The sequence below is a fragment of the Methylococcus geothermalis genome (genome assembly GCF_012769535.1).
Taxonomy (GTDB): domain Bacteria; phylum Pseudomonadota; class Gammaproteobacteria; order Methylococcales; family Methylococcaceae; genus Methylococcus; species Methylococcus geothermalis.
Genome location: NZ_CP046565.1, coordinates 1,844,203 through 1,856,586, shown reverse-complemented (window position 1 = coordinate 1,856,586; position 12,384 = coordinate 1,844,203). Strand labels below are relative to the sequence as shown.

Here is a 12,384-nt window from a genome sequence, read left to right as displayed (position 1 = left end):
CAAATGAGCGAACTGACCAAACTCATCTACGCATTCGTCGGCATCATGATCATCGGTTTCGGGATCGTGTATTTCTCCAAGGAAACCGAACAGGACAAAGTCGGCCAGGCGCTGCTGATGTCGGGCAACATGCTGAACACCTATGCGCGGGAATCCTGCACCCAGGCCGGCGAAGCCAAGGCCGGCACCCATCTTTACATGCCGAGCGAGTCGCAGAGCGACGGCAACAGCTATGTGAACCTGACCTGGAACTACAGCAACAATGGCGACCACGTGCTGACCTGCCGCTACGAGCGTGACAAGGGCATCACCGAGATGACGCTCGACGGCGCCCCGGTCGGCAACGTCAGCGTGGACCGGGGTGCGGATGCGCCGTCCCGGGCTGCCGGCGCGGCCAACGGCAAGCACGACACCGGCCACTGAGCCCGTCGCCGCGACCTGCCGATCGGGAAGCACCCGCATGAACGCGACTCGCGACGAATACACGAATACCGCCAAATGGCTGCATTGGATCATGGCCGTGCTCATCGTGCTCGCCTGGTTCATCGGCCTCTATGTGGCCGATCTGCCCAAAGGGCCGGAAAAAGCCCTGATCATGGCCTGGCATAAGGGTTTCGGCACGGCGGTGCTGGCCCTGATAACCGTCCGGCTGGCCTGGCGGCTGCTCAATCCGCCACCGCAGTTTCCGGACGGCATGTCGCCCGGCCTGAGGCAGGCGGCGCATTCGGTGCACTGGACCTTGTACGGGCTGATGATCGCCCAGCCCCTGAGCGGGTGGGCGGTCAGCTCCGCGTCCGGCTATCCGGTCAAGCTGATCGGACTGATCACCCTGCCGGCCCTGGTCGAAAAGAACGAGTCCCTGGCGGAATTCTTCGTCGATGTCCATTCGATGCTTGGCTGGGGCCTGGCCATCCTGGTGCTCGGCCACGTCGCGATGGCGATCAAGCATCACCATGTCGACCGGAACGGCATCCTGAAACGAATCCTGCCGGGTCACCGTCCGGCGGCCGACTGATCCGCGTCGTTTCCTCGAGCGACACCGATACGACTTTGAGAGAGCAAATACCATGCTGAATTGGGACGATCCCTTGGCCGGCTTGACGACCAGGCCGACTCCGGCGGCCAAGGCCGCCTTCACCCTGGATTTCGAATCCGCCGCCGAACCCGCCCCGATGCCGGCCGCCCCGGCTTCGGAACCATCGCTCGACAGTGTCGCGCTACCCGATGCCGCCGCCGGCGCCACCGGCCTGGAAAACATCGAGATGGGCGCCCGCCGCATCCAGGTGGACGACAAGAAGATCATCAACTGCCGGGCCGACCTCAACCAGCTGGTGCCCTTCAAGTACCACTGGGCCTGGCAGAAGTACCTGGACGCCTGCGCCAACCACTGGATGCCGCAGGAAATCAACATGAACGCCGACATCGCCCTGTGGAAGAGCGCCGACGGATTGACCGAAGACGAGCGCACCATCATCAAGCGCAACCTCGGCTTCTTCTCCACCGCCGATTCGCTGGTGGCGAACAATCTGGTGCTGGCCGTGTACCGTCACATCACCAATCCGGAATGCCGTCAGTACCTGCTGCGCCAAGCCTTCGAAGAGGCGCTGCACACCCATGCCTACCAGTACGTGGTGGAGTCGCTGGGGCTGGACGAGGGCGAGGTGTTCAACATGTACCGGGAGCTGCCGGCGGTGGCGCGCAAGGCCGAGTGGGCCCTGCCCTTCACCCAGTACCTGTCCGATCCCCATTTCAAGACCGGCACGGTGGAGAACGACCAGCGCCTGCTGCGCGAGCTGATCGCCTTCTACGTGATCTTCGAAGGCATCTTCTTCTACGTCGGCTTCACCCAGATCCTGTCCATGGGCCGCCGCAACAAGATGACCGGCACCGCCGAACAGTTCCAATACATCATGCGCGACGAGTCCATGCACATGAACTTCGGCATCGACGTCATCAACCAGATCAAGGTCGAAAACCCGCACCTGTGGTCGGAAGGCTTCAAGGGAGAGATGATCCGGATGATCCGCGAAGCCGTGGAGATCGAAACCCAGTACGCCTACGACACCATGCCGCGCGGCATCCTGGGCCTCAACGCACCGATGTTCAAGGAATACCTCGAGTTCATCGCCAACCGCCGCTGCGCCCAGATCGGCCTGCCCGAGCAATATCCCGGCGTGTCGAATCCGTTCCCGTGGATGAGCGAAGTGCTGGACCTCAAGAAGGAGAAAAACTTCTTCGAAACCCGGGTCACCGAGTACCAGACCGGCGGCGCCCTGAGCTGGGACTGAACGGGCAATGAGCAACGCGGCCGCCGTGGTTTCCGACGATGCGCGAGACTTTCTCCCCCGTCTGGCTCGCGCAGGGGATCCGGCGGCTTTTTTCGCCTGATCGAGGGAGCGGGCATGAATGATTCGACGCCGAACCCCTACCGCTACGCCGCCCTATGGCGAGGCATCGGCTGGGCCATGGTCGCCGCGGTCGTCGTTCTATCCCTCGTTCCGCAGTTGCCCAAGGCGCCATCCCTACTGGGTTGGGACAAGGCCCAGCATTTCCTCGCCTACGCGGTCCTGACCTTCTGGTTTTGCCTGAGTTATTCCCGCCACTGGCGCTGGCCGGCTTTCTTCGTCGCGCTGGGAACCCTACTTGAGCTGCTGCAGGGTTTCACCGGCATCAGGACGACCGACCCCTTCGATATACTGGCCAACGGGACCGGTGTGTCCATAGGCTTAAGTCTTGCTTTCACTCCACTCATCAAGAGCCTACAAAAGTTTGATGATCTGCTTTCCCGGTCCTGCGGATCGAGCTGTTAGGCCAGTCTCTGGACATCGCCGGGTCGTAGCGAAACAGCGCCAGCAGCGCACCCCAACCGATCGGGGCGGCAACCCTGTCGAAAAGTCCCGAAGGGCCTTGCAGCCAGAACACCTGCCAGGCAACAAACTCGGCAAGAGCGAGGATGACGCCCACCCCATCGAATGGGACGTCAGTGGCAAAATCCCGGAAACCGAGGGGGACTGAATCCGTCAGGCGTCTCTCACGACGTCTCCACGAGACCCGTTTCCGATGACCTGACCCCGGGTGTGCGCCGCGTCGACAAAGCGCTCCCTGAAGCAGTGACCCGTTCAAGGTGCGCTTCGGCCCATCGACGGTAGCTGTCGTTCCGGCGCTGCACCCACAGCGCCATGCCCATGTAGCCGTAAGGCATCCGCGGTCCTTCCGGCGTCGTCCGCAACTCCGCATAACTCACTCCGGGCCGAAGATGGTGATCGGCATGGCGGCTGAGCCCGAGAAACATGAACAGGCTGAGGGCCGAATCATTGCGCCATGCGATCGCCCCGCTCTGGCCGGAATCTTCGGTCAGGCCGTAGTGCTGGAAATAATTCACCGATTCCAGGGTCCGTACCGCGCCTCGCGCCTGATGCAGCAGCACCAACGCCGCCAGCAAGCCGAACAGCGCGGCGTAGAGCGCCAGCCATGCCAGTTCGAACACCAGCCCCGCCACCGCCGCCCCCCGCCGGTCCGACCAGGCGATGCGCCATTGCTGGCGCAGCCCGCGCCGATAGAAATCCTCGAAGCTCTCCCCTCTGTGCGCAGTCGAGGGGTCGTCGGCCGTTCCCAGCCGGGCATGATGTCCCAGCTTGTGCGCGACGTAGAAATGGTCGTAGCCGAGCGAGGCGAGCAGCAGCCGTCCCAGCCTTCGTTGCACACGGGAGCGCCGATGCATCAGCTCATGGGCCGGACAGATGCCCGCGCAGACGAAATCGGCGGAGACCATCGCCCGTATCGCGAACAAATCGGCCAGGCTCGCCACGATTTCGGAAAATCCAGTCCAGCCGAGTTGCGACACCAGCCGGCCGAGCAGGATCAGATTCAGCACCTGCAGTCCGGCCAGCAAATAGAGGATGCCGTCGAAGAAAAGATGCGGCGCATCTCCTTGCACCACGCGGGTTTCCGCCGGCCCGAGATACTCGGCCAGCAGAAGGCCCAGCATGGGCAGGGTCCAGAGCAGCGCAGCCGCCGGCCGGTGCGGACCGGTGGCGAGAAAGCCGAGGACGGCCAGAGGAAACACCAGGCTGAGTCCGTAGCCGGTCCACCACGGCAGCGGCCAAATGGCCACCGATCGGGTTTTCGATAGAATGCTCATGGGCTTTGCGGAACCTCACGATGCGGCCATCAAAAGCGAGAACCTATTATCTCGGCCTGTGCCTGACCTACCACGATCCGGCCTTGGCGATCGTCGGTCCGGACGGCGGCATCCTGTTCGCCGAAGCCGCCGAGCGCCGGCTCCAGAGCAAGCGGGCCTTGAACGCCCCGCCAGACGACCTGTTCCAAACGCCTGCGCTGTTGCAGGCGCATTGCGCCGACGCCGATGAATTCGTCATTGCCTGCAACTGGCAGGAGCCGCGCCCTCTGCACGAGCATCTCGCCCGCTGGGCGGGATGGCTGTCGCCTGAGGGTATTCTCGCCAATGCGGGCCGCCGGCTCCATGCCTGGCTGGAGCCCTATCAGCTCTACCATATGCAAGCCGCCCAGCACCATGCCTTGAAAAGCCGTCTGCTCAACCTGGCTCGGAGCCTGCGCCGCGATTTTCCCGGCGTCCCGGTCCGTATCCGGGCCTACGACCATCACCTCAGCCATGCCGCGCTGGCCTGTTACGGCAGCCCTTTCGAGACCGCGGCCTGCGCCGTGATCGACTCATACGGCGAAACCGGGTCGATGGCGTTCTTCGACTACCGCGACGGCCGGCTGCGCCCCGTGGCCAAACTCGACGGACCGCAGAGCCTGGGATTCTACTATATGAAGCTCACCGAACTCTGCGGATTCGACTGGCTCGGCGGCGAGGAATGGAAAGTCATGGGGCTCGCCTCTTACGGGCGCGCCGACGCGGAAGTGATGGGCTGGCTGCGGGACATGATGCAGGTGGACGGCCTGCGCCTGAAGACCGGCCACGCTGTGTTTTTCGACCGGTTGCAACGGCTCGAATCCCGCCGGCGGCATCCCGAGCAAGCGCCGGAATCCGCCGCCGACCTCGCCCATACGGGCCAGCTTTTTTTCGCCGAAACCGTCAACCGCCTGCTCACCAACTTCCATGCTCGCGGATGTTCCGGACACCTCGCGCTGGCCGGCGGCTGCGCGCTGAATTCGGTCTGCAACGGCCAGATTCCGCGCGGGACGCCGTTCCGGGCGCTGTACGTACCGCCGGCGCCGGCCGATGACGGCACTGCGCTGGGGGCGGCATGGCTCGCCTTCCGGGAAGATCACCCCGGGCAATCCTTCGAACCGGGCCATCTCTCCCCTTATCTCGGCAGCGAGATCGCGGCCGCGGACATCGAACGCTTCGCCCGCTACGCCGGTGTGCCGGTTCGGCACCTCCCCGGCGATGCCCTCATCGGCGCCGCCGCCGAACTGCTGGCCCAAGGCAAGATCCTGGGCTGGCTTCAGGGCAAGGCCGAATTCGGCCCCCGCTCGCTCGGCAACCGCTCCATCCTGGCCGATCCCCGGCATGCCGAAACCGGCGAGCGCATCAACCGCGAGGTCAAGTTCCGCGAACGCTTCCGGCCCTATGCTCCCGCCATCCTGCACGAATACGGCCCGGACTGGTTCGAGGCCTATCAGGAATCCCGGTATATGGAGCGCACCCTGCGGTTCCGGCCGGAGGCACGGGAGCGGGTGCCGGCGGTGGTGCATGTGGACGGTACCGGCCGGTTGCAGACCGTCAAACAGAGTTGGAATCCGCGCTTTCATGCCCTTCTGGAAGCATTCCACCGGCTGAGCGGGGTGCCGGTATTGCTCAACACCAGTTTCAACGTCATGGGGAAACCCATGGTGCACAGCATGGAAGACGCCTTCGCCGTGTTCCTGGGATCGGGCATGGATGCCCTGGTCGCCGGCGATCATCTCTTCACCAAACCGGAGACACTGCCATGACCGGACTGCGCAGCCTGTGCCGGGCGCTGCTGCACGGTCCCGCCGATGCCGAGACGCTTCGGGGGGCATCGGCATTCTTCGAGTCGGCGCTGGCCAAGGCCGTGGGGGCCAGCACGCGCCCGAGCTTCGGGAATCCCTGGTCGCCACGGGTCCGGCCCAATCCCACAGAAGAAGCCGGACGGCGCACCGTGCTTCTCGCCCTGGCGCCGACGCTTTTGCTGGATGGCATCGGGCTGGCCCGCGCCGCGCAGCCGGCCACGGCGCACCGCCTCGCCGAATGCCAGCTGTTCGAACTGTATTGCCGCAGCGTCGGCCTCGACGAGCCCGCCACCTCGGCTCCCTTGAAGTTCCGGGCAAAGCTCACCCTCGCCGGCGCGACTCTGCCTCCCCTGGACGATCCCACCTTCTTTCACGCTCCCAACATTCCCGATTTCGCCTGGACGCTGCCGGCCGTCCAGCTTTGCCTGTTCCATCGCCCACGCAGCTACTTCCCGGAACTGCTGGGCTGGACTCTGGCCCATGGCCTGCGGGAACCGGATTGGTGGGATGACGACGATGCAGCCGAAACCGGCCGCTGCCGCGCGTTGGCCCGCGCCGCGCTGGAGGCTTGCACGGATCGCGACGAAGGTCGCGTCCATGCCGGCTGGTCCCTTTACTGCCTGTCGTTCACCGAACTGCTCCAGGAAACCGCCGGCCAATTGGCCCGCAGACTCCAGGCCAGGGAGGCGATGGCCAGTATCGTCCAGGCCAAACGGGCCCATGCCCTCGGCCATCACGGCAGGGTCTTGCTCGCCGGACGCAGCCTCGATGACTGGCTGGCGCAAGCCGGTCCGGAACCGCTGCTCGACGCGCTGCGCGATTCGCCCTACCTGGACCGAACCTGCGCGGCAGAAAGCCGCCTGATCCGCGCCATGGACTTCGGCGGACCGATGTTCGGCGTGTTCGATGCCGCCGAGCGGCGGGTTTGCCTGGACTGGATCGAAGATGAGAGCCGGAGCGTCGACATGGCAGCGACCGGCTCGGCCTTCATTCCACGGCCGAATCGCGTGAACCAACGGCCGAAGTCCGGTCCGCGCTCGAAGCGTGCGTTTTACACCGCCCTGCTGGGTGCCGAATCGACGTCCGACATCCCCGGTCAAGCCACCGAGGTCGTGGAACGGACTCTCCGCCTGACCCGCTTGTTCATGCAACTGCAACGAGGTTACCGCCGTTTTTTTCCCTACGATGAGGCGGCTTTCCACGCTCGCATCGAAGCCATATACCGGCACGACATCGAGCGTTACCGCCCGCTCACCGTACCACCCCGGATCGGCAAGGACTTCTGCCGATGGGTCATCCTCCAGCTCGCGCCCACCATCCTGGTCGACGGCTGCTGGCTGGCCGGCATCGCCACGGCTGCCGAAAACCTGGACACCATCGACCGCCATCTGCTGAAAATCTACGCCGACGAACTGGGCAACGGCCGGCCCGAACGCAACCATCCCAACGTCTACCGCCGCCTGCTCGACGACCTCGGCATCCGGCTGCCGCCGTTCGCCAGCGAAGCCTTCGCCCAGGACCCGCGCTTCCTGGATGCCGCCTTCGACATACCGGTCTACCTCCTCGCCATCGGCCAGCACCCCCGCCGCTATTTCCCAGAACTGCTCGGCCTCAATCTCGCCATCGAACTCAGCGGACTCGGCGCCGGCTACATGCGGCTGATCGACCTGCTGCGCGACCATGGGATCGACCCCGCCATCATCCAGCTGCACCTCAGCATCGACAATCTCGCTTCCGGCCATGCCGCCCGGGCAAGGGATGCCGTCATGATTTACATGGACGAAATGGAACGGAAGGGGGGCGCGGAGGTCTCGCGCCAGGTATGGAAGAGAATCTGGACCGGCTATCTGTCGCTCGAAACCACCGCGCTGAAATGGGCTCTGCAAATCCGCTGGCGATCTCGATCTTGAGCCGTGCAGACGCGAAGAAAATCCCGTGGCCGACGAGAACATCCATTCTTCCGCGGCGTCCCGCGTCGAATGGAAGCACACCATCTTTTCGTTGAACTCCTGCCCCTCGCCGCCGACACGCTGATCGCATCGATACCGGCGGACATCAGGACACCGTTCATCATGAAGCGCGAGCCGCGCTCGTTCGACCGAATCAACGGGCACCGAAGCGGGAACGGCGGACCGATCCCCGCGGAAACCGGAGGCGACAAAGAGCCCCGTGAATCAGATTCCGTGTGTCATGAGTCCACCCCTCGCTCCACCTCGCCCTGACGCCGCAACTGCCGTTTCAATATCTTGCCGGCGGCGTTCCGCGGCAGCTGTTCGAGCGCCACGACCCGGCGGGGAATCTCGTGGCGGCCCAGGGAGGGTTTGCACCACGCGCGGATTTCCGCCTCGGTGACGGGGGTTGCCAACACGACATAGGCCACCACCCGCTCGCCGTGCAACGGGTCCGGATCGCCGACCACGGCCACTTCGCGGATCGCCGGATGCCGGCACAAGACGTCTTCGATCACCCTTGGATAGACGTTCATGCCGTTGACGATGATGAGGTCCTTCTTGCGGTCGACGATGCTGAAATAACCGTCCTCGTCGACATGCCCCAGGTCGCCGGTGAGGAACCAGCCGTCGCGAAAGCTTTCCTCGGTGGCTTCGGGCTGTTTCCAGTAGCCTTTGAAGACATTGGCGCCGCGCACGGCGATTTCACCCATCTCGCCGACGGGTAGTTCGGCGCCTTGCTCGTCGACGATCTTCATTTCCACGCCCGGCACCGGCAAGCCGACCGTGCCGCATTTGACGGGACCGCCCACCGGATTGACGCAGGTGACCGGCGAACATTCGGTGGGACCGTCGCCTTCATGGATCGGCAGACCAAAGCGGTCCTGGAACTGCTGCATCACCGCGGGCGGGAGGGCCGCACCGCCGGATACGCACAGGCGGATGGTTCCGAACCGGGCGATTCGATCGTCACGCAGCCGGCACAGCAAGGCATACATGCTGGGCACCCCGAGAAACAGGGTGGCCCCGTGCCGGCCGATGGTATCGGCCACCAGATCCGGTTCGAACTTCGCCAGCGGAACCAGGGCACAGCCGTGGGTGAGCGGAGTGAGCATACCGACGGTGGCGGCGAAGGCGTGGAACATCGGCAGCACGACCAGTACCCGGTCCTCGCCGGACCGCCAGTCCAGGGCTTCCCGCACGCTGGCGGTGTTCGCCAGCAGGTTGCCGTGGGTCAGCATCGCGCCTTTCGGCCGGCCCGTGGTGCCCGAGGTATAAAGGATCGCGGCCAAATCTTCCGAGGCATCGAAGTCAACGATCGGAGGTGCTGCCATCTCGTCCAGCAAATCCCGCCAAGCCTGCCCGTCCGGGCCGTCGCCGCCGATGCAGGCACGAATCTTCAGCGGAAACAGGCGCTCCAGTACCGCGCCGGCATCAGCCGCAAGCTGGTCATGATAGATCAGCCCGCTGACCTCGGCATCGGCGAGGTTGTAACGCACTTCCTCGACGCTGAGCAGCAGGTTGATGGGCACGACCGCGGCGCCGGCCTTGAGGATGCCGGCATAGGCCAGGGCGAATTCCGCCGAGTTGACGCAGTACAGGCCGATCCGCTCGCCCTTGCCTATGCCGCGGGCGGCGAGGCCGGCGGCAATGGCGTCGGACAAACGGTCGAATTCCGCGAAGTCGACGCAGCAATCGGCCGTCAGGATCGCCGGAAACGAAGCATAACGGCTTGCTGCGTCACGCAGCGCGTCCGCAAGAGAATGAGGCATGACGGAACACTCGTGGGGAATTCGGAGCTGCCGGAGGATCGTCGTTGCTCGACCTTCCTGCAGCGGTTTGACGGGCGCCCGGCACAGGGGGTGTCCATGGCCTGCGCTCCCTCACCCTCGCCCGGAGGGTGAGGTTGGAAAATGCGGCCTGTCCGGCCTAGTTGATGACGTTGTGGCCGCGTCCGCGCATGCAGTTGATGAAGGCGCGCTTGTACTGCTCGTCTCCGGACACGCCCTGCTGGGTGGCACCGCCGATGCCGCCGGCCGCCGCACCGATGGCCGCGCCGGTACCGGGGTTTCCCACCGCCGCGCCGATGGCTGCACCGGCCGCCGCCCCCACCAGGCCGCCCACCGCGCCGCCCTTCAGGGCCTCGGTGCCTGCGCTGCCGGCTTCCTTGGCCATCATCCGGCATTCCTCTTCGTCGAGGGAGATGCGAGCGGCGTTGGGATCCTTGTAGGTGTCGTAGGTCGGCTTCCATCCCGAATAGGTGGCGCAACCGGACACAGCGACGGCTGCCATCAGCAATACCGATATGTTTTTCAGCATGTTCATAAACTCCTCGCTCGAAAATTCTATCCTGGCGGCCTGACTCCCTTGGTTCGGGCACGGCCGAAAGACCGGCCAACTATATCAAAACCAGACGCATGCGGTACGTCGGCCGATTCGGGAATATCCGCCGCTTCTGTTATGATCACCTCCATCGATGAGGGCGACGACCCGCTGCCGCAAAGACCTCCAGCGTCCACCAGCCATCCGGTTTCCGGCGGGATGGGCCTTTCATCGCTCTTTTCACTCCCTACTCCCCCATCCTGATGCAATCTACCGAAACGACCTTTTCCTTTTCCGATCTAGCCATCTCGCCCCCCATTCTCCAGGCCATCCGCGAAATCGGCTACGAGATTCCCTCCCCGATTCAAGCCGCGAGCATTCCTTATCTTCTCGCCGGCCATGACCTGCTGGGCCAGGCCCAGACCGGCACCGGCAAGACCGCCGCTTTCGCCCTGCCGATCCTGAACGGCATCGATCTCGAGCGCCGCGAGCCGCAGGCCCTGGTGCTGGCGCCGACCCGCGAGCTGGCGTTGCAAGTCGCCGAAGCCTTCCAGAGCTACGCCCGCCATCTGCCCGATTTCCACATCCTGCCGATCTATGGCGGCCAGTCGATGGACGCCCAGTTGCGCCACCTGCGCCGCGGCGTCCACGTCATCGTCGGCACGCCGGGGCGGGTGATGGACCATCTGCGCCGCAAGAGCCTCAGCCTGGACAGCCTGCGCACCCTGGTGCTGGACGAGGCGGACGAGATGCTGCGGATGGGCTTCATCGAAGACGTCGAATGGATCCTGGAGCACACCCCGCCCCAGCGCCAGATCGCCCTGTTCTCCGCCACCATGCCGGAAGTGATCCGCAAGGTCGCCAAGCGCCATCTGCGCAGCCCGAAGGAAGCCAAGATCGAGGCCAAGACCGCGACCGTCGAGGCCATCACCCAGCGCTACTGGCTGGGCTCGAGCGCGCACAAGCTCGACGCGCTGACCCGCATCCTCGAAGTCGAGGACTTCGACGCCATGATCATCTTCGTCCGCACCAAGGTGCTGACGGAAGAACTGGCGGAAAAACTGGAGGCCCGCGGCTATTCCGCCGCCGCACTGAATGGCGACATGAGCCAGGCGCTGCGCGAAAAGGCGGTCGACCGCTTGAAGAAAAACACCCTGGACATCCTGGTCGCCACCGACGTCGCCGCACGCGGTCTGGACGTCGAACGCATCAGCCATGTGGTGAACTACGACATCCCCTACGACACCGAGGCTTACGTCCACCGCATCGGCCGCACCGGCCGCGCCGGGCGTAAAGGCCAAGCCATCCTGTTCGTCGCCCCCCGCGAAAAGCGCATGCTGAGCGCGATCGAGAAGGCCACACGCCAGCGCATCACAGAGATGCGCCTGCCCACCCACCAGGACATCGCCGAGCGCCGCGTCGAGCAATTCAAGGCCCAGGTCATGGCGACGCTGGAAGAGGAGGATCTGGAGTTCTTCCGCCGCCTGGTGCAGCAGCTCGGCCGCGAGCAAGGCCTCTCGCCGACCGATATCGCCGCGGCCCTCACCTTCCTGGTCCAGAAGGACCGACCGCTGATTCCGGACGAGAAGCCTGCGCCGGCCGAATACACCCCGTCCAGCCGCGAGCCGCAGAAAAAATTCCGCGACAGCGAACCGCGGGACAAGAAGCACAAGCGCAAGGAGCGCGAAGACGGAGGCGTGCTCTACCGCATCGACGTGGGCCGTAACGACGGCGCGGCGCCCAAGGACATCGTCGGCGCCATCGCCAACGAAGCGGACATTCCCGGCAGCTCCATCGGCCACATCAAGCTGTACGACGACTTCAGCACGGTCAGTCTGCCGGCCGACATGCCGAAAAAATCGCTGAAGCGGCTGGAGAAAGTGTGGATCGTCGGCAAGCCGATCAACATCCGGCTCTGGACCGGCGACGCGCCTGCCGCGCCGGCCTTCGGCAAGCCGAAGCAAAAGAAGGGCTATCCGAAGAAGAACGGCTGACCATCCCCTCTCCCAGAGGGAAAGGGGCTGTCTTTCCTTCTCCCTCCGGGATCAATCCGCCAGGAGCGGTTCTGGCCGGGCGGGGCTCGCCCGAAGGGTGTCGGGCAGGACTGCCCGAAAACGGAAGGTGGCCCGTAGGACCGGATGAGGGAAAC

10 protein-coding genes are annotated in these 12,384 nt (G+C 64.7%); 7 read left to right on the top strand and 3 right to left on the bottom strand.

Annotated elements, in window-relative coordinates; genetic code table 11:
* The first annotated feature begins 3 nt into the window (after positions 1-3).
* From GNH96_RS08865 to GNH96_RS08850, 4 genes are all read left to right on the top strand, one after another.
* Positions 4-423, top strand: a complete 420-nt coding sequence (locus GNH96_RS08865; RefSeq protein ID WP_169603342.1) for a hypothetical protein — start codon at positions 4-6, stop codon at positions 421-423.
* A 37-nt stretch (positions 424-460) separates the two neighbouring features.
* Positions 461-1,015 carry a cytochrome b gene (locus tag GNH96_RS08860; protein ID WP_169603341.1) on the top strand — a complete coding sequence of 185 codons (555 nt, stop codon included), beginning with the start codon at positions 461-463 and terminating at the stop codon, positions 1,013-1,015.
* Between the two features lie 52 nt (positions 1,016-1,067).
* Positions 1,068-2,288 (top strand): ribonucleotide-diphosphate reductase subunit beta, encoded by a 1,221-nt coding sequence (locus GNH96_RS08855; protein ID WP_169603340.1) that lies wholly within the window; start codon positions 1,068-1,070, stop codon positions 2,286-2,288.
* Positions 2,289-2,402: 114 nt separating this feature from the next.
* A complete protein-coding gene (locus GNH96_RS08850; protein WP_169603339.1) occupies positions 2,403-2,810 on the top strand; it encodes a VanZ family protein in 408 nt (135 codons plus the stop codon).
* A 221-nt stretch (positions 2,811-3,031) separates the two neighbouring features.
* On the opposite strand, the gene GNH96_RS08845 is transcribed toward GNH96_RS08850, so the two are convergent.
* The gene (locus GNH96_RS08845) at positions 3,032-4,141 is read right to left on the bottom strand and encodes a fatty acid desaturase (protein ID WP_169603338.1); all 1,110 of its coding nucleotides are present in this window, start codon (positions 4,139-4,141) and stop codon (positions 3,032-3,034) included.
* A gap of 20 nt (positions 4,142-4,161) precedes the next feature.
* On the opposite strand from GNH96_RS08845, the gene GNH96_RS08840 reads away from it, so the two are divergent.
* Both GNH96_RS08840 and GNH96_RS08835 read left to right on the top strand, forming a co-directional pair.
* Positions 4,162-5,925 carry a carbamoyltransferase family protein gene (locus tag GNH96_RS08840; protein WP_228719778.1) on the top strand — a complete coding sequence of 588 codons (1,764 nt, stop codon included), beginning with the start codon at positions 4,162-4,164 and terminating at the stop codon, positions 5,923-5,925.
* Positions 5,922-7,874 carry an iron-containing redox enzyme family protein gene (locus GNH96_RS08835; protein ID WP_228719777.1) on the top strand — a complete coding sequence of 651 codons (1,953 nt, stop codon included), beginning with the start codon at positions 5,922-5,924 and terminating at the stop codon, positions 7,872-7,874. Before GNH96_RS08840 ends, GNH96_RS08835 begins: the two co-directional genes overlap by 4 nt.
* A gap of 278 nt (positions 7,875-8,152) precedes the next feature.
* Here the strand turns inward: GNH96_RS08835 and GNH96_RS08830 are convergent, their stop codons facing one another.
* Entirely contained in the window at positions 8,153-9,685 is a 1,533-nt protein-coding gene (locus GNH96_RS08830) for a long-chain-fatty-acid--CoA ligase (protein WP_169603336.1), read from the bottom strand.
* A gap of 157 nt (positions 9,686-9,842) precedes the next feature.
* A complete protein-coding gene (locus GNH96_RS08825; protein WP_323848020.1) occupies positions 9,843-10,232 on the bottom strand; it encodes a glycine zipper family protein in 390 nt (129 codons plus the stop codon).
* Positions 10,233-10,498: 266 nt separating this feature from the next.
* Between GNH96_RS08825 and GNH96_RS08820 the strand changes: the two genes are divergently transcribed.
* Positions 10,499-12,229: a DEAD/DEAH box helicase gene (locus tag GNH96_RS08820; protein ID WP_169603334.1), complete on the top strand. Its 1,731-nt coding sequence runs from the start codon at positions 10,499-10,501 to the stop codon at positions 12,227-12,229.
* Positions 12,230-12,384: the final 155 nt, after the last annotated feature.

What these genes read in the sequence shown, in the direction of transcription:
- GNH96_RS08855 (WP_169603340.1), top strand. Translation starts at nt 1,068, where the DNA reads ATGCTGAATTGGGACGATCCCTTGGCCGGCTTGACGACCAGGCCGACT.
- GNH96_RS08845 (WP_169603338.1), bottom strand. Translation starts at nt 4,141, where the DNA reads ATGAGCATTCTATCGAAAACCCGATCGGTGGCCATTTGGCCGCTGCCG.
- GNH96_RS08850 (WP_169603339.1), top strand. Translation starts at nt 2,403, where the DNA reads ATGAATGATTCGACGCCGAACCCCTACCGCTACGCCGCCCTATGGCGA.
- GNH96_RS08840 (WP_228719778.1), top strand. Translation starts at nt 4,162, where the DNA reads ATGCGGCCATCAAAAGCGAGAACCTATTATCTCGGCCTGTGCCTGACC.
- GNH96_RS08865 (WP_169603342.1), top strand. Translation starts at nt 4, where the DNA reads ATGAGCGAACTGACCAAACTCATCTACGCATTCGTCGGCATCATGATC.
- GNH96_RS08830 (WP_169603336.1), bottom strand. Translation starts at nt 9,685, where the DNA reads ATGCCTCATTCTCTTGCGGACGCGCTGCGTGACGCAGCAAGCCGTTAT.
- GNH96_RS08825 (WP_323848020.1), bottom strand. Translation starts at nt 10,232, where the DNA reads ATGCTGAAAAACATATCGGTATTGCTGATGGCAGCCGTCGCTGTGTCC.
- GNH96_RS08860 (WP_169603341.1), top strand. Translation starts at nt 461, where the DNA reads ATGAACGCGACTCGCGACGAATACACGAATACCGCCAAATGGCTGCAT.
- GNH96_RS08820 (WP_169603334.1), top strand. Translation starts at nt 10,499, where the DNA reads ATGCAATCTACCGAAACGACCTTTTCCTTTTCCGATCTAGCCATCTCG.
- GNH96_RS08835 (WP_228719777.1), top strand. Translation starts at nt 5,922, where the DNA reads ATGACCGGACTGCGCAGCCTGTGCCGGGCGCTGCTGCACGGTCCCGCC.